The organism is Actinomadura sp. NPDC048955 (assembly GCF_040649435.1).
In the GTDB taxonomy this organism is placed as follows: Bacteria; Actinomycetota; Actinomycetes; order Streptosporangiales; family Streptosporangiaceae; genus Spirillospora; species Spirillospora luteofluorescens.
Window position 1 is genome coordinate 66,625 of record NZ_JBEZJI010000018.1, and the last position, 19,481, is coordinate 86,105.

16 protein-coding genes are annotated in these 19,481 nt (G+C 72.6%); 11 read left to right on the forward strand and 5 right to left on the reverse strand.

Going from position 1 to position 19,481, the window contains the following annotated elements; genetic code table 11:
• Positions 1-1,257 (reverse strand): serine hydrolase domain-containing protein, encoded by a 1,257-nt coding sequence (locus tag AB0C84_RS19325; protein WP_361067837.1) that lies wholly within the window; start codon positions 1,255-1,257, stop codon positions 1-3.
• A gap of 96 nt (positions 1,258-1,353) precedes the next feature.
• Entirely contained in the window at positions 1,354-2,442 is a 1,089-nt protein-coding gene (locus tag AB0C84_RS19330) for an endonuclease/exonuclease/phosphatase family protein (RefSeq protein ID WP_361067840.1), read from the reverse strand.
• A 194-nt stretch (positions 2,443-2,636) separates the two neighbouring features.
• Here AB0C84_RS19330 and AB0C84_RS19335 point away from each other — a divergent pair, with 194 nt between their 5' ends.
• Positions 2,637-3,836 (forward strand): HAMP domain-containing sensor histidine kinase, encoded by a 1,200-nt coding sequence (locus AB0C84_RS19335; RefSeq protein ID WP_361067844.1) that lies wholly within the window; start codon positions 2,637-2,639, stop codon positions 3,834-3,836.
• Positions 3,837-3,843: 7 nt separating this feature from the next.
• Here the strand turns inward: AB0C84_RS19335 and AB0C84_RS19340 are convergent, their stop codons facing one another.
• Positions 3,844-4,473 (reverse strand): TetR/AcrR family transcriptional regulator, encoded by a 630-nt coding sequence (locus AB0C84_RS19340; protein WP_361067847.1) that lies wholly within the window; start codon positions 4,471-4,473, stop codon positions 3,844-3,846.
• Positions 4,474-4,578: 105 nt separating this feature from the next.
• Between AB0C84_RS19340 and AB0C84_RS19345 the strand changes: the two genes are divergently transcribed.
• A complete protein-coding gene (locus AB0C84_RS19345) occupies positions 4,579-5,226 on the forward strand; it encodes a CatB-related O-acetyltransferase (RefSeq protein ID WP_361067850.1) in 648 nt (215 codons plus the stop codon).
• Between the two features lie 44 nt (positions 5,227-5,270).
• Positions 5,271-6,554, forward strand: a complete 1,284-nt coding sequence (locus AB0C84_RS19350; RefSeq protein ID WP_361067853.1) for an erythromycin esterase family protein — start codon at positions 5,271-5,273, stop codon at positions 6,552-6,554.
• Between the two features lie 24 nt (positions 6,555-6,578).
• Here the strand turns inward: AB0C84_RS19350 and AB0C84_RS19355 are convergent, their stop codons facing one another.
• Complete coding sequence (locus AB0C84_RS19355; RefSeq protein ID WP_361067856.1) at positions 6,579-6,884, reverse strand: hypothetical protein; 306 nt, start codon at positions 6,882-6,884, stop codon at positions 6,579-6,581.
• A 402-nt stretch (positions 6,885-7,286) separates the two neighbouring features.
• Here AB0C84_RS19355 and AB0C84_RS19360 point away from each other — a divergent pair, with 402 nt between their 5' ends.
• Together AB0C84_RS19360 and AB0C84_RS19365 are read left to right on the forward strand one after the other, a co-directional pair.
• Complete coding sequence (locus AB0C84_RS19360) at positions 7,287-8,726, forward strand: hypothetical protein (RefSeq protein WP_361067859.1); 1,440 nt, start codon at positions 7,287-7,289, stop codon at positions 8,724-8,726.
• A 59-nt stretch (positions 8,727-8,785) separates the two neighbouring features.
• The gene (locus AB0C84_RS19365; RefSeq protein WP_361067862.1) at positions 8,786-9,523 is read left to right on the forward strand and encodes a hypothetical protein; all 738 of its coding nucleotides are present in this window, start codon (positions 8,786-8,788) and stop codon (positions 9,521-9,523) included.
• A gap of 10 nt (positions 9,524-9,533) precedes the next feature.
• Here the strand turns inward: AB0C84_RS19365 and AB0C84_RS19370 are convergent, their stop codons facing one another.
• Positions 9,534-9,884, reverse strand: coding sequence for an MmcQ/YjbR family DNA-binding protein (locus AB0C84_RS19370; protein WP_179843846.1), 351 nt, complete (start codon positions 9,882-9,884; stop codon positions 9,534-9,536).
• A gap of 70 nt (positions 9,885-9,954) precedes the next feature.
• On the opposite strand from AB0C84_RS19370, the gene AB0C84_RS19375 reads away from it, so the two are divergent.
• The 6 genes from AB0C84_RS19375 (at position 9,955) to AB0C84_RS19400 (ending at position 19,471) form a co-directional block, all read left to right on the forward strand.
• Positions 9,955-10,287: a CU044_2847 family protein gene (locus AB0C84_RS19375; RefSeq protein WP_361067865.1), complete on the forward strand. Its 333-nt coding sequence runs from the start codon at positions 9,955-9,957 to the stop codon at positions 10,285-10,287.
• A 7-nt stretch (positions 10,288-10,294) separates the two neighbouring features.
• On the forward strand, positions 10,295-11,965 hold the full coding sequence (locus tag AB0C84_RS19380; protein ID WP_361067868.1) for a trypsin-like peptidase domain-containing protein: 1,671 nt from the start codon (positions 10,295-10,297) through the stop codon (positions 11,963-11,965).
• Positions 11,966-12,952, forward strand: a complete 987-nt coding sequence (locus AB0C84_RS19385; RefSeq protein ID WP_361067871.1) for a MoxR family ATPase — start codon at positions 11,966-11,968, stop codon at positions 12,950-12,952.
• Positions 12,942-17,585 (forward strand): SAV_2336 N-terminal domain-related protein, encoded by a 4,644-nt coding sequence (locus AB0C84_RS19390; protein WP_361067874.1) that lies wholly within the window; start codon positions 12,942-12,944, stop codon positions 17,583-17,585. Before AB0C84_RS19385 ends, AB0C84_RS19390 begins: the two co-directional genes overlap by 11 nt.
• Positions 17,586-17,624: 39 nt before the next feature.
• A complete protein-coding gene (locus tag AB0C84_RS19395; RefSeq protein ID WP_361067877.1) occupies positions 17,625-18,200 on the forward strand; it encodes a TetR/AcrR family transcriptional regulator in 576 nt (191 codons plus the stop codon).
• Between the two features lie 71 nt (positions 18,201-18,271).
• The gene (locus AB0C84_RS19400; protein ID WP_361067880.1) at positions 18,272-19,471 is read left to right on the forward strand and encodes a Cmx/CmrA family chloramphenicol efflux MFS transporter; all 1,200 of its coding nucleotides are present in this window, start codon (positions 18,272-18,274) and stop codon (positions 19,469-19,471) included.
• Positions 19,472-19,481 lie beyond the last annotated feature (10 nt).

The window sequence follows — 19,481 nt, forward strand, 5'->3', positions numbered from 1 at the left end:
TCAGCCGCCTGAGCCGGGGTCCGGTTCGGCGCCGGTGACGGCCTTCATCTCCTGGCCCATGATGTCGACCAGCGACCCGCCGTCGACGTCGCGGTTGGTGAGGATGACGCCGACCCAGCCGGTGTCCGGGTAGATGCTCCAGTTGGCGCCGACACCGGGATTGCCGCCGGCGCGCTGGTACATCCACTGGCCGTTGACGATGCTGATCGGGATCCCGTACGCGCCGAACGACGCCGGTCCGTGGGGGATCTTGGCCGAGGTGAGCACGTCGGCCCAGGGGCGGTCGAGCACCGTGCCGTCGCCCAGGGCGTGCGCGAACCGGGCCAGGTCCGGCGCGGTGGCGAAGCCGCCGTCACCGGGGGCGTCGATGAAGGCGCGGCCCGGGTTCTTGCCGAGCACGTACGGGTTCGAGCTGCCCTTGTCCAGGTTGTGGAGGGCGTCCACCACGCTGCCGCCGTCCACCTTCATGTACGGGTGCGCGATGTGCTCGTCGGTCAGCCACTGCGGCCGGGTGAAGAAACCGGAGCCGGTCATGCCGCAGCGCTTGAAGACGTTCTCCTGGACGTAGTCCCAGTACGTCGTGCCGGCGACGGCCTCCACGATCAGCGCGGAGATGGTGACCTCCGGTTCGGCGTGGGCGGTGTTCGGAGTGCCCGGGACGCCCACCAGTCTCGCCTGCCGGGCCCGCCGCTCGTAGTACTCGTGCACCTCGTCGCGGCTCTTGAAGACACGTCGCACGTCCTCGTCCGGCGCGTCCAGGCCGGAGGTGCCGGACAGGAGATGGTGGATGTTCACCCGCTCGGCGACGTCGTCGGCGAAGCCGGTCAGGTGGGCGCCCACCGTGTCCGTCAGCCGCAGCCTGCCCTGCTGGGCCAGTTGCAGCATGGCCACCGCGAAGAACGGTTTGCCCGCCGAACTGAGGGTGAACGCCGTGCCCTCCTGGTTGCGGATCCCTTTCTTCTCGTCGGCCATGCCGTAGCTGCGGGACAACACCGTCCGGCCCCGGTGCGAGAGCAGGATCGCGCCGGAGAACTTGCCCTCGGCAGCCAGCTTCGCCACGTACCGGTCATAGGCTCCGCCGGGGAGGGTGTCCGGTGGGATCCGGTCGTTCTCGGACGGACCGGTCGGGGGCGAGGCGGCGTGGCCGGTCGCGGCGCTCATCGACGGCACGCCGGCCGCCACCAGGCCGGCGGCGGTCAACCCGCTCCACTTGACCAGCCGTCTCCGCCCGATTCCACGCACCGAATCCGAGTCCATGCCCACGGTCCTTTCCGGTCGAATATCCGGCGCCGACAGTGCCGCGCCGCGGTTCGTTCTTTCGCTGGAGGCCGGAGCGTCGCTCCGGCGCGGTGTTCACCCGCTGATCCGGGCCGCCACCGGCAGGTGGTCGCTGCCGGTGGCCGGCAGAACCCACGAGCTCCGCGGCTTCACGCCGCGGACCAGGATCTGGTCGATCCGCGCCATCGGGAACGCCGCCGGCCAGCTGAACCCGAAGCCGTCCCCGGCCTCGCGCTGCGCCGAGCGGAGCCGCGCGGTGATACCGGCGAATGCGCGGTCGTCGCCGGTGCCGTTCAGGTCGCCGAGCAGCACCACCCGCTCGTTCTTCTCGGCGGCGACGGCCTCGGCGAGCGCCTGCGCGCCCCTGTCCCGGTGAGTCGTCCAGAAGCCCGCTCTGGGATTCACGCGGACGGAGCCCAGGTGGGCCACGTACACCGCCAGCGGTCCGCGTTCCGTGGCGACCGTGGCGCGCAGCGCCCGGTTGTCGTGCAGCTTGACGTCGGCCGGCTTGGTGGCCCCCAGCGGCCCGACGTCCGTCTTGATGTCGACCGGCCGGACGTCCGACAGCGGCAGCCTGCTCCACAGCCCGACCGTGCCCTGCACCGTGTGGTGCGGGTACGCCCCGGCCAGCTCCCTCTCGTACGTGCCCCTGGCCTGCTCGGACAGCTCCTCCAGCGCCAGCACGTCCGCGCCGGAGGCGATGAGGTCGCGGACGGTGCCGGAGGGGTCGGGGTTCTCGGCGCCGACGTTGTGGCTGACCACGGTGAGGTCGCCGCCCGGGTGGGACCTGTCGCCGAGCAGCCCGCCGAAGAGGTTCAGCCACACCAGGACCGGCAGCAGCAGCGCGGCCACCCCGGAGGCGGAGCGGCGCCACAGCGCCCCGGCCAGCAGGACGGGGACGAACAGGCCGAACCACGGCAGGAACGTCTCCACCAGGCTGCCGAGGTTCCCGATCCGGTTCGGGATCTCCGCGTGCAGCAGCATGAGGAGGCCGAGCAGCAGCGCCAGCGCCGCGAGCACCGGGCCGCGCTTCCAGGGCCCCGGCCGGGAGACGATGCGGATCGCCCGCCGGATCCCCGCGCGCCAGGAGGGCCCGGGGTCGGCCTCCCCGCTCTCCACCGTGTCCACCGGCGTCATCGTCTGCCCCTGCTCACTGATGGTCACGGCTGCGTCACCGGGGCCTGGTCGTGGTGGTCGGCTTTCAGGCCGACGGCGAGGAGCCGGCGATTCCGGTGGGACGTCGTTCGTGCCGATGGTGGGGTTCGAGCCATGCCGCCAGTCAAGGCGGCACGGTGTTGCCAGCGCGTATGCGGTTTTCGATATGCCGACGATATGCACCGGCTCGTAGCATCGCGAGCATGGGTGTGTCGACCGTCGAGGACGAACCCGCACTGGCAGAGCTCCTGGACAGGCGCCCGGGGCTCAGCGCCCGGCTCAAGCTCACCATCAGCTATGCCGGGTTCCTTCTGCTGGGCGGCGCTCTCCTGCTGGCCGTGGTCTGGGTGTTCGTGCTGCGCTGGATGCGCGATGTCGACGCCGGAGCCATCCAGAGGAGGGCCGGCATCGTGATCGTGCTCGGGCCCGACCGCTCCCAACTCCTGAGCGGCTTCTACCCCGCCGCGGCCGCGGCGATGGGCTTCCTCCTGGTGTTCGGCCTTCTCGGCGGGTGGTTCCTCTCCGGCCGGATGCTCGCGCCCCTCACGCGGATCGCGGACGCGGCACGGATGGCCTCGGACGGGTCACTGTCGCACCGGATCCGGTTGCAGGGCCGCAAGGACGAGTTCCGCGAACTCGCCGACGTGTTCGACAACATGCTCGAACAACTCGAATCGCATGTCGCCGAGCACCAGAGGTTCGCCGCGAACGCGTCCCACGAGCTGCGCACCCCGCTGGCCATCTCCCAGACGCTCCTCGACGCCGCCCGCGACGATCCCGCGCGGGACCAGGGCGAGTTCATCGAACGCCTCCAGTCCGTCAACACGCGGGCGATCAACCTCACCGAGGCGCTCCTGCTGCTCAGCCGCGCCGACCGCAAGAGCTTCACCCGCGAGGCGGTCGACCTGTCCCTCGTCGCCGAAGAGGCCGCCGAGACGCTGCTCCCCCTCGCCGAGCAGCGCCGGATCACGCTCGACGTCACCGGCGAGAAGGCCCAGGCCCTCGGCTCCGGGGAGCTGATCCTGCGGCTGGTGACCAACCTCGTCCAGAACGCCGTCGTCCACAACCTCCCGGACGGGGGCACGGTCACGGTCCACACCGAAGCGCTGCACGACGCGAGCGTGCTGCGGGTCGAGAACACGGGCCGGCCGGTCCCGCCGGACCTGCTGCCGACCATCACCGAACCCTTCCAGCGCGGAACGCAGCGCACGCGCGCCGACGGGCACGCGGGCGTCGGCCTCGGGCTGGCGATCGTGCACAGCATCGTCCGGGCCCACGACGGGACCCTCGACCTCACCCCCCGCCCCACCGGCGGCCTCCTCGTGACGGTCCGGCTTCCTGGGGGGCACGCGGGGGCGTCCCACCAGGCGCCGTCCGCGAACGGGGCCGGCAAGATCCGTTGAGGATCGCCTACGGGGGCCCGGTGAAGGCGCCGGCGGCGGCGGCCAGGGCGGCGGCTCTGGCCGCCTGGCCGGGCAGGCGCGGGTCGGGCGGCGTGCGCAGGAGCACCAGCTCGTGGTACAGCGGCGCGGTGGCGGCGACGAGCAGGCGCCGGGCGTCGGTGCGCGGTGGCAGCTCGCCGCGCTGGACGGCCCGGCCGACGACGATCTCGCAGCGGGTGTAGCGGTCCTCCCAGAGCCGCCGCTGGGCCCGGGCGGCCTTCCCGGAGCGGAACGAGGCGGCGATCAGGGCCGCCATGACCGGCGGCTCCGCGGCCATGGCCGTCTGGATCTCCTCGTTCAGCGCCGCCAGATCGCCTTCCAGCGAGCCGGTGTCCGGGGGGCGCCAGTCGTCGTCGCCGGCCGCGTCGAGGACGTCGGCGAGCAGGCCGCCGACGTCGCCCCAGCGCCGGTAGACCGTGGCGCGGTGCACGCCCGCGCGGGCGGCGACGGCCTCCATGGTGAGCCCGTCATAACCGTGTTCGCCCAGTTCGGCGCGAACCGCGTCGAGCACCTGCGCGCGGGTGCGGGCGGTCCGGCCGCCGGGGCGGGCCCGCGGCACGGGTCCGGCGTCCTCCGGCGGCGCGTCTCCGGAAGTCATCGCAGGTGGTCCGGTTGCTCGGTCGGGCGACGTCATGACAGGATCCTAATGTAACACTTGTCGCATTAGTGGAGACAGACCTCTCCGGTAAGGAGGCGAATCGCCGTGCCACTCGTCCCCGCGGACCCGACCGTGGTGCATCCGATGCCCGAGCAGCCGCGGGTGGTGCTGCTGAAACCGCTGGTCACCTCGCCGCTGATCGAGGTCGGGGAGTTCTCCTACTACGACGACCCGGACGATCCGACCGCTTTCGAGACCCGCAACGTGCTGTACCACTACGGCCCGGAACGGCTGGTGATCGGGAGGTTCTGCGCCCTGGGCGAGGGCGTCCGGTTCATCATGAACGGCGCCAACCACCGCATGGACGGGCCGTCGACCTTCCCCTTCCCGATCATGGGGGGCTCCTGGTCCGAGCACTTCGACCTCATCACCGGCCTGCCCGGACGCGGCGACACCGTGATCGGCCACGACGTCTGGTTCGGCTACCGGGCCACGGTGATGCCCGGCGTCCGCATCGGCCATGGGGCGATCGTCGCGTCCGGCTCCGTCGTCGTCGACGACGTCCCCGACTACGGCATCGTCGGCGGCAACCCGGCCAGGCTCATCCGCCGCCGCTACAGCGACGCCGACGTCGACCGCCTGCTGGCGCTGGCCTGGTGGGACTGGCCCCTGGACCACATCACCGAGCACGTCCGTACGATCATGTCCGGCGGCATCGACGCCCTGGAGGCGGCAGCACCCCAGATGAAGTGAGCCCGCCGTCCCTCCACCTTCCGACCCGGAATCGAGCCGCCAGGATGCCTGCTCCGTCCTCTCCCGCCTCGTTCGCCGACTGGCTCGGCGGCGACGCAGTCCCGCTCACCCACCTCGATCCCGAGGCCCCGTTGGACGACCTGGAGCCGCTGCGCGGCATCGTCGGCGACGCGCGCGTGGTCGCGGTCGGTGAGAACTCCCACTTCATCACCGAGTTCTCGCTCATGCGCCAGCGGATCCTGCGGTTCCTCGCCGAACGCTGCGGATTCACCGTCCTGGCCTTCGAGTACGGCTTCAGCGAAGGCTTCCCGCTGGACGACTGGGCGCAGGGGAAGGGCACGGACGATGATCTGTCCGCCCTTCTGGCCGAAGCGATCCCCGTAGGGGTGGGAGAGCCCCTGCGCTGGATGCGCCGGCACAACGCCACGGCCGAGGCGCCGGTGCGTTTCGCCGGGATCGACATCCCGGCGGCAGGAGGATCCCTGCTGCCCGCCCTGACGCCGGTCGCCGACTACCTGCGCCAGGTCGACCCCGAGATGCTTCCGGTGATCCAGGAGGCCATGCGGATCGCCGGGTCGTTCGCCGGCGCCTCGGCGGCCGCGGCCGCACCGGCCTGGACGCGCCTGGACGCGGCCGAGCAGGACGCTCTCAGCGCGCTCCTGATGCGCGTGCTCATCCGGTTCCGTGCCGTCGCGCCGCTGTACCTGTCCCGTGGTGACCAGCACAGTTACGACGTCGCCCTGCGTCGCGTCGAGGCGGCCTGCCACGCCGACTACGGCTTCCGCGCCATGGCCGGCCTGTACGCGGGCAGCGGCCTGACCGCCGACACTTCGGCCCGTGACGTCTACATGGCCGGGTCGGTCCGGTGGCACCTGGAGCGCTTCGGGCCCGGGACGCGCATCGTGCTGGCGGCCCACAACGCCCACATCCAGAAGACGCCGGTCTCCTTCAACGGCCAACTCACGGGCCTCCCCATGGGGCAGCATCTGCACGACGCCATGGGCGATGACTACGTCGCCCTCGCCCTGACCAGCGTCACCGGACACACCGCCGACATGCGCCCGGACGAGAACGCCCGCTTCGGTTTCGCCGTCGACGCGACCGCGCTGCAGCCCCCCGAGCCGGGCAGTGTCGAGGCCGCCTTCGCCGAGGCCGGGCTGGGGCTGAGCATCGCCGACCTCGGACAGATACGTGCACAGGAGTCCGGTGGCCCCGGCCCCGACCGCATCCGTATTCAGAGCGCCTACCTGGAAACCCCCGTCCTCGACGCGTTCGACGCTGTCATCAGCATCCCGACCTCCACCGTCACCGACCTCGGAACCACGTGAAGGACACCGACTTCGTGTTCGGCGTCAGCACTGCTGCAGGGCGGAGTCCATGGTCCGGGTCTTTCCGCGCTCCAGGACGAGCCACCGGCCGGGCTCAGGCAGTTCGACTCCGTGTTCGGCCAGGCACGCCTGGAAACGATCCCCCTTGGTCACCGGTATCCGGACGGGCCGTCGCACGTCCAGGACGGATGCGCAGTTCTCAACGCCCCGAAGCATGCGCTGCTCGTCGCCGCCAGGACGCTCGTCCTCGGGCAGCCGGACACCGTTCCGGCGCAGGCAGGCGAAGAAGGGAGACTCCTCGGCGACCGACGGCGGAGGCGTCGCAGACACCGGGGGTGCACTGGCCACGGGAGGAGCCGAGGCCTTGCCCGTGGCGTCAGAGCATCCCGCCATGGCGAGGAGTAACACCACGATGCCGACAGCCGGGAAAGCACCACGCATGGCCGTTCCTTCCTGGAAGGGAGACTTGCACCCCCCGCGCCCGACACTAACGCGCCAGTAGAAGGTGGCACAATTCCCCGGCCGCGACGGCGACGGCGGGAAGCGGCCCGATGACGTCGCCACCTGGCCATCTGCGGCGGAGTGCACGGAGGGGCGAGGGGGGCGCTGGTAGGCTCTCGGCCGATACGTGGGCGGTAGTGAGTGACATGGTGGCCCGCCCCGGCGTGACGCCGCCGGTACCGGAGCGGCGCAGGATTCCGTCCGCCCGCACGTCCCACAGTTAGGTTCCCGGTGTCGCTCTCTCTTTCGGCCGTCCGCCGCAACTGGCTGTTCTGCGCGGCGCTGCTCGTGGGCGTCGTGCTGCGGGTGCTCGCCATGGTGGGTTTCCGGAGCGTGCTGTGGTTCAACGACAGCTACGACTTCGTCCGGATCGCGGACGGACCGTTCCCCCACCCGCTGAGGCCGTCCGGGTACGGGCTGTTCCTGTGGGCGCTGAAGCCGTTCCACAGCCTGGCGCTGGTGACGGTTCTGCAGCACGCGGCGATCCTCGGGCTGGCGGCGCTCGGGTACCGGATGCTCGTCCGCGACTTCGAGGTGCGGCGCACGTGGGCGGCGCTGGCGGTCGCGCCGGTGCTGCTCGACTCCTTCCAGGTCGAACTCGAACATCTGCTGCTGTCGGACACCCTGTTCACCGTCCTGGTGTTCGGCGCGATGCTGCTGCTGGCCAAGCCGGGTGAGGCCGGGTGGCGGCGGGCCGCGCTGGTCGGGGCGCTGCTCGGCGTGGCGGCCGTCACGCGGACCGTGGGGGTGCCGCTTTTCCTGATCGCCGTCCTCTACCTGCTGCTCAGGCGGACGCGGTGGCCGGTGTACGCGGCGCTCGCCGTGACGTTCGCGCTGCCCGTCGGGGCGTACGCGACGTGGTTCCAGCAGGAGCACGGCCGGTTCCAGATGACGGGCGTGGACGGCATCTTCCTGTGGGGGCGGACGGCGGCGTTCGCCGACTGCGACGCGTTCACGCCCCCTCCGGATCTGGCGCGGCTGTGCCCCTACGGCGCCAAGGACGACCGGCCCGCCTCGTCCCACCAGATCTGGGAGGACAACTCGCCGACCGGCTGGTCCAACGGGCAGGCGTTCGACGAGGAGACGAACGCGAAGGCGCAGCGGTTCGCGCTGTGGGCGATCAAGAACCAGCCGCTCGACTACCTGCGCGTGGTCTCCTACGACTTCTTCGTCCGGACGTTCTCGTGGCACCGGACGCGTTACCCGACCGTGGGCACCGAGGCCAGGTACCACTTCCCCACGCGGCCGACGGCGCGCAAGCCGGAGCTGCCCGTCTACGGGGGCGGCGACCGGGGGACGGTCGTGGACGAGTACTCGCACGGAACGGGCCGCACGCACGTCGTCGAGCCGTACGCCGGTGTGCTGCGCGGCTACCAGAGGCATGTGAGCGTGCCCGGGACGGTGCTCGGCGCGGTGCTGCTCGCGGGCGCGGCCGGGATCGTGTGGCGGCGGGCGCGGGCGCGGACGGCGCTGTTCTGGACGTCCGGTGTCGCCCTCCTGGCCATCCCTCCGATCACGGTCGACTTCGACTACCGCTACATGCTGCCCGCCCTGCCGTTCGCGTGTTTCGCGGCCGCGCTGGCGTGGGGCCGCCGTCCGGTCCCGGCCGCGGCCGCGCCGGAGGCCGGCCCGGTCGAGGCGGCGCCCGAGGTACAGCCGGCGGACGCTTGACCTGGGATGAGTACGAGAGCGGATACCGGCGGACGTCGCCCGCCGGAATCATGGGGGGCATGCGCCGTTTCGTGATCCCGCTGGTCGTCCTGCTCGCCGCCGGCTGCGGACAGGTGGGCCGGAGCTCCGAGGACGTGGCCGCCGACGACGCGCGCAAGGCCGCCGAGCGGGCCGGGGACCGCGTCTACGACTCCCGGGTGCGGCCCGCGCGGGACATGGGGCACCGAGCGGCGGACCTCGACGGCGTGGAGGTCATGCGGGTGACCGGCGTCTCGACCGCCGGGGACGGGGTGCGGCTCGTGCTCCGGACGTCCGGGACGGCGCCCGACGGCGGCTGGTTCGCGACCTCGACGATCACCGTGCGGCGCTGCTTCGAGCTGCGGTTCTCGACCAGCACCGAATGGCAGCGGTACGGGACCCGGCAGGTGGCGTGCCCGGCCGGGGGGCCGCTCGCGTTCGGGCCGTGGCCGAAGACACCGGAGATCCCGTCCGAGCGGCTGCGCGAGGCCCTGCCCCGCGTCCCGAAGGGAGGCAGGGCGGACGAGGCGAAGGTCCGCGCGGCGGTCGGGTCGTTGCGTCTCGACCCGGCGATCCGGCGCGAGTTCGGGACCCAGGGCGACGTGGTCGGCGTGGTCCTCAGCGTGAAGCCCTACGGGTCGGACGTGTTCGACTGCGTCCTGGCCCGCGTCGCGCCCGGCCGGACCAGCGTGTGGACGCCGCCCCGCGTGCAGCGGACGGCGGGTGAGGCCGGTTGCAGCGCCGGCAACGCCATCGACCCCCTTCCGCCGCCGCACTGAGTCCGCGGCGTCATCCGTCCTGGGGGCCGAGGCGGGCGGCGGCGACCTTCTTCGGGACGACCATGCGCCATGCGTCGATGACGAGTTCCTCCATCTCGGCCTCGTCGAGCGCCGCCGTCCACGCGTGCACCCAGTTGAAACGCATGTCGGATTCACCTGGCAGGTGGAACTTGTCCGGCTCGGATTCGACGAGGGCGAGCCGCTCCTCCTTGGGGAACGCGAAGCCCATGACCGTCTCGTCGCGCGAGAAGGCGATGTAGACGATGGAGCCGACGCGGAACTTCACCCGGTCCCTGATCAGGTGCTCGGACGTGCGGGGCAGCGTCGCCGCGAGGGCCCGCACCTGCTCGACGGTGATCATCCTGTCCTCCTGTGGCCGCGGTCCTCCCAGCAAAGCACCCCGGAACGGGTGATCTTGTTAGATTTGCCGGGTGAACGAACTGGTGCGCTGGCAGACCGAGAACGGGACCATCGTCGTGGAGACCGACGACCTGGAGCCGGGGTTCCAGTCGGTGTCCCGCGCCGGCGACCTGATCCACGATGCGGCGGGCAAGCTGGAGGACGCGTTCCAGAACGTCCGGGACGCGGCGCAGACGGCGCTCTCGTCGCTGCGCGGAGGCGACCTGAACCCCGACGCGATCGAGCTGGAGTTCGGCGTCAAGCTCAACGCGGCGGCCGGGGCCGTCATCGCGAAGACGACCGCCGAGGCCCACCTGAAGGTCAAGATGACGTGGGGGCGGCCGCGGACCGAGGAGGAGGCGTAGCCGCATCGTGGACGACTGGCAGTGGCGCGCCTGGGTCGGCCCGCCGTCCGGCGGCAAGCTCGGCGCGGCGTTCCTCGTCACCGCGACGCGGCTGCTGACCTGCGCCCACACCGTCCACGGCCTGGCGGAGGCGCGCGTCGGGTTCCCCGGCCTGCTGGAGGACCTGCCCGCCAGGGTCGTGCGGCGCGGCGGCTGGGAGCAGCCGGGCGACCCCGGCGACGTCGCCGTCCTGGAACTGCGCGAGCCCGTCGCGCTGACCCCCGCCACGCTGGCCGCGCCGGACGGCCTGGACGAGGGGAGCCTCGGCGGGCGGACGTTCGGGGTGTGCGGTTTCCCCCGCCGTCCCGACCAGAACGAGCGGCACGCGTCCGTGACGACGTTCCCGCATCGCCGGATGCGGCGCGAGTGGTGGGAGCTGAAGACCGGCCAGGGCGACTGGCTGGAGGAGGGCTACAGCGGGTCCGCCGTCTACGACCCCGCGACGGGCGAGGTCATCGGCATGGTGACGAACGCCGAGCTGCGGCAGGGGGGCCGGGCCGACCTCGGCTGGATGCTGCCCATCGGACAAATCCGTACCTACTGGGAGGAACTGGACGACCTGCTGCCGCTCCGGTGGCTCACCCCCGAGGCCCGCCGCGAGCTGCGGGAACTCCTGGACGGCGTCCGCTACACCGACCCGCTCGCCGCCGACCTCGAACGGATCACCGGCCGGTGCGCGTTCGGCGGTTTCCGGTCGGCCTGGGGGTCGGTGCGCTACGTGGCCGAGGGCTGGACGCAGGACCGGCTCGTCCGGTACGTGGCGGCGCTCGGGCGGCACCTGCCCGCCCCCGCCCGCCCGCGGCTCGCCGCGTGGTCCGCGCGGCACCTGCCCGGCGCCGCGCCCGCCGCCCCGCGCCAGGGACCCGCGTCGGTGATCGTCCGGCTGGAGCGGGCCACGTTCGACAACGCCTTCGACGTGACCGTGCACACCTGGATCGACGGCGCCGAGGGGCCCGGGCGGCCGACCGAACGCGTCCCGGACCGGCGGGTGCGGCCGGCGGTCGAGGCGGGCGTGGCGGCGCTCGCGCCCGCGCTGTTCGGCCGCGACTGGATGATCGAGTTCGCGGTGCCGGAGGGCTGGCTCGGCAAGCCGTTCGAGCAGTGGCACGTCGACCCGCGCAACAAGATCCCCATGCGCAGGTACCCGGTGGTGGTGCGGGACGTGGAGCGGCTGCGGCCCGACTCGTTCCGCCGCGACCAGGCCCACCACCGCTGGCGGCTGCTGAACGAGCGCGGCCGCAGCGACCCGCGTCCCATCGCGTGCGACGCGCCGCGCAAGGGCAGCGACTTCCAGGACTGGCTGGAGGCCAACATCGACTTCTGCGTCCTGGTGTACGGATCGCGGCCGGTGAAGAGCTGGCTGACGGCCGCGCTCAACAACGGCATCCCCGTCATGATGTGGACGCGCACCCCGTGCGACGCGTCGTCGCACGGGGACTGCCGTGGGCACCGCGTCCTCGACGAGCTGACCGCGGCGGTCGGGGACCGGCACCCCGGCGACCTTCCCCAGCTGGCGCTCGCGCTGCGCAAGGCCGCGCTCGTCGCCCCCAAGGGCGCGCCGCACTGCGGGCGCGAGCTGACGCTGCTCTGGGACGATCCGTCCCGGCTCCCCGACCCCCCGCTCGCGATGGAGGTATAGGTGCCCGACTGGCTGCTCTACACAGGGAGCCGGCGCACGCACGACGGCGTCGACCGGCTGCCCCCGCCGCCGCCCTGGCGCGCGTTCGACGGCGGGCCCGCCCTGGAGCCCCCGTCCGGCGGCTCCGGCAGCGAGCACCTCGCGACCACGTACCGTCCGTCCGACGACGCCGTGCAGCAGGTCAACGCCGCCCTGTACCTGCGCCGCCCGCTGCTGGTGACCGGGCCGCCCGGCACCGGGAAGTCGACGCTCGCGTACGCCGTCGCCCACGAACTGGGACTCGGCCCCGTCCTGCACTGGCCCATCACCAGCCGGACCACGCTCCGCGACGGCCTCTACCAGTACGACCCGCTCACCCGCCTGTACGCGGCCGGACGGCACGACGCGGCCGGACGGGACGCGGCGCGCGAGGAGGACATCGGCCGCTACATCCGCCTCGGCCCCCTCGGCACGGCGCTGCTGCCCTACCGGCGGCCGCGCGTCCTGCTGGTCGACGAGATCGACAAGAGCGACATCGACCTGCCCAACGACCTGCTCACCATCTTCGAGAAGGGCGAGTACGAGCTGCCCGAACTGACCCGGCGGGCCGATCCGGTCGCCGAGGTCATGACCGCCGACGGGCCGGGCGCGCGGGTCGCCGTCACCGACGGGACCGTCCGCTGCCGCGCGTTCCCGCTGGTCGTGATGACCAGCAACGGCGAGCGCGAGTTCCCGCCCGCCTTCCTGCGGCGCTGCGTGACCGTGGAGCTGCGGCAGCCGACGGGCGAGGCCGAGCTGGCGGCGATCGTCCGCGAGCACCTCGGGCCGCTCGCCGACCAGAGCGACGACCTCGTCCGCCGCTTCTTCGAGCGCTCCGCGTCCGGCACGCTGGCGACCGACCAGCTCCTCAACGCCGTCTACCTGTGCCGCCACGCCGACACCGAGGACCGCCGCGCCCTGGCCGACCGCATCATGCCCTACCTGACCGGACCCGTCGATGACGATTAACCGGCTCCGGGACGTGCTGTCCGCGATCGGGCCGCCGCCGGACGCCCGCGAACTGAGCGAGATGCTGTGGCTCGCCTGCCACATCTCCCCGTCCGGGGAACAACCCCCCGCCGTTCCGCCGGTCCCGTCACCGGCCGTGGACGAACCCGTGGACTCCCCCGGCCCGCTCAAGCCGCCGGAACCCGCCGCCCCGCGCCCGCACGAACCGCTGACCGAACTCCACCCGCGCCCGGCCCCCGGAGCGGAACCGGTGGGCCGCGCGTCCGAGGTGCTCGTCCCGACCGCGCCGATGCTGGCCGACCCCCTCGGCGTCCAGCGGGCGCTGCGCCCGTTGAAGCGGCGCGTCCCGTCCCGGCACCGCGCCGAGCTGGACGAGGACGCCACCGCCGCGCGCATCGCCGACACCCGCCTGTGGGCGCCCGTCCTCGTCCCGTCGCCCGAGCGCTGGCTCGGCCTCAGCCTGGTCGTCGACACCGGCCCCACCATGCGGCTGTGGCGTCCCCTCGCCCGCGAACTGGCCGAGACGCTGCTCCGCCAGGGCGCCTTCCAGGACGTCCACCTCAGCTACCTCGGCGAGAAAGGCCACATCGCCTCCACGCCCGACGCGCCACCCCAGGACCCGGGGACACTCCTGGACGCCTCCGGGCGGCGGGCCGTCCTCGTCCTCAGCGACTGCTCGGGCCCCCACTGGTGGAACGGACGCGCCGTGCGGGCCGTGCGCCGCTGGGCACAGACCGGGCCGACCGCGATCGTCCAGCCGCTCGCCGAACGCCTCTGGCGCCGCACCGCCGCCCCGACCTCGCCCGGCCTCGCCGCCCTCCCCCGCCCCGGCGCCCCGAACACCGACCTGCGCTTCGCCCCCTACGACGGCGCCGCAGGGCCCGGCGTGCCCGTCCCCGTCCTGGAGATCGCGCCGCGCTGGTTCGGCGCGTGGGCCCGGCTGGTCTCCGGCTCCGACCCGCAACCCGCCGCCGTCGCGATGCTGCCGGACCGCCCGTCCGGCGCGGCGCCGGTGCGGCGCGAGCGGGAACTCCCGATCGCCGAGCGCGTCCGCCGCTTCCTCGCCACCGCGTCCCCCGACGCCGCCGAACTCGCCGCCCACGTCGCGGTGTCCGTCCCGTCGCTGCCGGTGATGCGCCTGATCCAGCACCGGATCCTCGGCGGCTCCGGCCCCGGCCAGCTCGCCGAGGTGCTGCTGAGCGGCCTGCTCCGCCCCGCCGGCGGCGTGCGCTACGAGTTCGTCCCAGGCGCCCGCGAGGCCCTCCTCGACACCCTCCCGCGCCCCGAGGCCCTGCACACCCGCCACGTCCTGGAAGCCGTCTCCGCCGAGATCGAGCGCCGCGCCGGAACGTCCGCCGAAACGTTCCGCGCCCTCCTCCCGGCCGACGGCGGCCCCGTCGTCCTCACCGCCGAAACCGACCACTTCGCCCTCCTCACCCCCCAGGCCCGCTCCCACCTCGCCCCCGGCCCCCCGGTCCCGGACGTGCAGACGGGCCCGGACCTGCTGGAGCTTCTCGGCGCCCCGGCCGAGGAACTGATCGGCGACGGCTGGGACCGCGGCGCCCGCCCCACGGTGATCGGCGTGGACGGCGACGACCTCGTGTCGGTGGACGTCCTGCACGGCAACCCCGACCTGCCGCACGGCCTGATCAACGGCCCCCGGGCGTCCCGGGACGCGCTGCTGCGAACCCTCGTCATGGGCCTGGCGCTCACCCACTCGCCGAACATGCTCAACTTCGTGTTCGCCGACCACAGCCGGGGCGCGTCCTTCGTCAACCTGAACCTCCCCCACCTCGCGGCGAGCCTCAACGCCGCGTCGGCGGACGCGCCGCTGCTGGGCGGGCTCCCAGAGGTCCTGGAAACCGAGCGGCGGCGGCGCGAAACCGTACTCCAGGCCGCCGGGGCCACCACCTGGGACGAGTACCAGGCGGCCATCGCCGCAGGCCGGCCGCTCGACCCCCTGCCCGCCCTCGTCGTGATCATCGACGACGCCGGACCGTTGCTGCATGCGCGGCCCGAACTCCTCAATCCTCTGGCGGAGCTCTGCGAGGCGGGACCGGCTCAGGGGCTCAGATTCCTCTTCTGCTCCCCGAACGACGCGCCCACGCCACCGGGCGTGTCCGGGTACGCCGGCTGGAACGTCGGCTTCCCCAGCCGGATGGGCGAGCACCTCGCCTTCGTTCACATCTTCGCGCAGGAGGTCCGTCCCGCTTTCGAGCCCGCACGCATCTCCCTCCAGGCGGCCGACCCGGCCATGGCCCTGATGCGGCGGCGCGGCCCGAAGGCGCGCGAAATCCCCTGGCCTAGCGTGTCCGTGGAACCCGCGACTCCGGCAGCGGAGTCTCCGGCCCGCCCCACGGCCGTACCCGAGTTCGACGTGCTGCGGTTGAACGGCGTCGGGCCGAGCGGGATGTTCCATGAGACGTGGGCGCTTCCCAGCGACACCCCGCGCGATCCGGCGATCGGGTACGGGCCGGGCGGCCATCCCCTCAGCCTCTATCCGCTCGACCGCTCCTCCGGCATTCCGCACGGCCTGGTCGTCGGCAGCCCGGAAGCCCGCCAGAAGGTCGTGCGGGCCATCACCCTTGCCCTCGCCGCAGGACACTCTCCGGCAGACCTGCAATTCGTCTTCGCCGGGCTGGGTCAGCATCCTCTCGGCGAGCCCATAGACCTTCCGCACATCCTCTACTCCGAAGAAGAACTGCTGGGTTCGCCGGAGAGACTCCGGCGGTTCTTCGAGTTCCTGTCCGACGAGCTTGAAGCCCGCTCCGCGAGCCCGCCGCAGGACGTGTCGAGGCCTTGGAATCTCGACGCCGACGAGTTCACGCTCGACGAGATGTACGAGCGGTTCCGCCAGGACCCCCATTCGGTCAGCCGAGCCTGGTGGGACTTCTTCGAGGACTACCAGCCGGGCGAACAACACGCCGCTCTACCGCCCCCGCCGCCCGAGACGCTGCCGCGCCTGTTCGTCGTGGTCGACCTGTCGCTCACGTTCCCGGCCAGCAGGCGCGAGGTGGGCGAGACGCTCCTCTCTCTGGCGCAGCGAGGCAGAGCGCTCGACGTCCAACTGCTGATCACTTCGTCCACCGTCGAGAACACCACCATCTGGGATCGCTTCCTGCCCCTCCTCGGCTGGCGCATCGCGGCGGACCGCCTGCCGCCCGACCAGCTCCAGCGCGTCCTCGGCCAGGCGAACCTCCAGTTCCCGGACGACGAACCAACGGCCTACCTCCTCGCCGGAGGCGGCTCCCCCCAAAGCTTCACCGTGGCACCGGAACCTCCTCGCGATGCTGTCGAAGGCTTCTTTCAGCGCACACGCGAGCTCCCGCAGGCCCCTGCGGCGGAGACCGCACCAGCGGCGCCGGGGCCGGAGGAGATCGACCGCTTGCTCGCCGACCTGGACGAAAGGATCGGACGCGAAACACACGCGGTCGAGGGCGGGCCCGTCGACCTCTCCCTGGTGGGGGCGGCCCTCCGGGAAATTCTCCGGTTCGATGCCGAGGCCGCTCGTTCCGGCGGACTCCGCCCGATCCGCCACCTGCTCTTTCCGGGCCGGTTCAGGCCGGAGATGGGCGTGACGGCGAAGCTCTACGGAGAGATCCTGACCGAGCTCGGCGTGCTGCCGGGCGGAAACCAGAACGTCCTCACGCCCGGGTACGTCGGGTCACCAGAATATGAATCCGACCACATCACCCAGATCACCGAGTTCTTCCGGTCGTTCCAGGGAGGCGTGATCGTCGTGCGAGACGCTCCACGACGGGCCCTGGTGAACGGATATCTGCACTCGGAGACGATGAGGAATCTGAGCTCGTTGATTCGGGACGAGCGCGATGACACCCTGATCATCGTCTGCGGGGAGCCGAGCCCCTTCGAGGTTCTGCTCGAGTCCATTCCCGATCTCGCCCGGCACTTCAGGCGGGTGCACGCCTTCGACGCCGGCACCCCGGCGAGTACCGTCCGGCCCTCGCGCAGCCGGAGCGTGCGGCTCGGGAGGGATGCGGACACGGGCGAGCCGGTGCACCTCGACTTCGACGTCGATCGGCATCTGCTCATCAGCGGCCCGTCCGGTTCCGGGAAGGCGACGCTGGTGCGCGGGATCGTTGACGAGCTCGCGTCGAGCGGCACCGAGAGGGATCGGCTCATCTACTTCCTGGACATGCACATGAGCCCGCGCGACATGGCGCGCGGGGAGGCATGGGGACGGGCGGGCGTTCGGCACACGTCGTCGCCGGAGGAGTTCGGCGGGATGTTGACCGAAGCCAGGTGGAGCACCCGTGTCCGCGTGCTCCGAGGCAGGGGGCCATCGATCTTCCTGGTGGTGTCGCACCGCCCCCGCCTGCTCGGAGACGACCCCCTCGCCGCCGCGATTCCCGATCTGCAGACGATGCGTGAGCACGGCGTCCACCTCATCCTCGCCCGGCACCAGTTCACGTTCGGCGAGTCGCTCGACCCCATGGTCACCCTTCTCCGGGAGCTCGGCGCGCCCGCCCTGCTGACCAGGTACGTAGGCGGTCAGGAGGCGGGGCTCTGGGACGTGCCCTCCTCGATGCAGGGGCCGCTGGAGGCGGGTGACGCGCTGCTGGTGCATCCCGGGCGGCAGCGGCTGGTGCGGCTCGGCGATCCGGCCGGATGATATTGGATCGAGCTGTCCATAACGTGTTACGGTGATGCCATGGCACGGCCGAGGAAGTTCGATGAGGGGCTGGCCGTGGAGGCGGCCATGCGGGCCTTCTGGGCGGACGGGTACGAGGCGACGTCGACGCAGGAGTTGTGCGTGGCGACCGGGCTCGGGCGCAGCAGCATCTACAACACGTTCGCCAGCAAGCGGGACCTGTTCGTCAAGGCGCTGACCCACTACATGGACGTGCGGACCACCCGGCTCGTCGACCATCTGCAGGGCGGCGAGGGGACGGTGCGCGAGCGTCTCCGGGCGGTCATGGACTGGGCCGCCGAACCCGACGGGGACGACCCGTCCGGGTGCCTGGTCGTGAACGCGACGGTGGAGCTCGGCCCGCACGATCCCGACATCGCCGAGCGGCTCGAACGGGACCGGCGGCGGCGGTTCGCCACGCTCAAGGCGGCGATCGAGGACGGGATGCGCGCCGGGGAGATCGACGCCGCGAAGGACGCGGGCGCGCTGGCGCACTTCATGATCTCGACGATCAGCGGCATCCAGGTGGCCGCGCGGGGCGGCGCCGGCCCCGACGCCCTCAGGGCCGTCGCGGACACCGCGATGCTCTCCCTCTGATCCGGGCGGCCGGCGGGCCGCCCTTTTTCACGCCCCGATTTTGTACTGATCTATCCAATACAGGAGGACCGATGCCACTGGCCGTCTACGTGCTGGGGATGGCGATCTTCGCGCAGGGCACCTCGGAGCTGATGCTGGCGGGGCTGCTGCCGGGCATGGCGCACGACCTCGGCGTGTCCGTGCCGGCCGCCGGGTGGCTGATCTCGGCGTTCGCGATCGGGATGCTGGCCGGGGCGCCGCCGCTCGCCGTCCTGACGCTGCGCTGGCCGCACCGGCGGGCGATGCTGGCGTACCTCGCGGTGTTCGCGCTGACGCACGTGGTCAGCGCGCTCACGCCGGGGTACTGGACGCTGTTCGCGATGCGGATCGTCGGCGCGATCGTCTACGCGGGGTTCTGGGCGGTGGCGGCGGCGACCGCCGTGAACCTCGTGCCGCGCGACGCGCGCGGGAAGGCGATGGGCGTCGTCGCGGGCGGCCTCACGGTCGCGGCGATCGTGGGACTGCCCGCCGGGACGGTGGTCGGGCAGCATCTCGGCTGGCGGGCGGCGTTCTGGGCGGTGGCGGCGATGTCGGCCGCCGCGATGGCGGGCGTGGTCGCGACGATCCCCGCCGCGCGGCCGGACGCCGCGCCGCCCCGGGTGCGGGACGAGGTGCGCGCGATGGCCGTCCCCCGCCTGTGGCTGCTGTACGGGACGACGGCCGTGGCCACGAGCGGCCTCCTCGCCGTCTTCGGCTACCTGGGCGCGTTCCTGACGGAGACGACGGGCATCGCGGAGGCGTGGGTCCCCGGCGTGCTGGCGCTCTACGGAGCCGGCGCGCTCATCGGGATCACGCTCGGCGGGCGGACGGCCAACCGGTGGGGCGTCCAGACGCTGTACGCGGGCTTCGCCGGACTCACCGTCGTGTCCGTGCTGCTCGCCCTGACGGCGAGGTCGCCGCTGCCCGTGGTGGTCCTGGTGTTCCTCCTCGGGTTCGTCGGATTCGGGACGAACCCGACCCTCAACTCGCGGGCGTTCGGGCTGGTGGACGGCGCGTCGACGCTGGTCGCGGCCGGGAACGTCGTCGCGTTCAACATCGGCATCACGGTGGGCCCGTGGCTCGGCGGGCTCGCGATCGGCGCGGGGAGGGGTTACCCGTCCACGGCCTGGATCGGGGCGGCCCTCGGTGCCGCGGCGATCGGCACCGTGGCGATCGGCGCCCGCACGCGCGGCGGGGACCGGAGGCGCTCCGCAGGGGAGGCCGAGCCGGCCAGGCCCACGATCAGCGCGTGAGGGGGCCGGT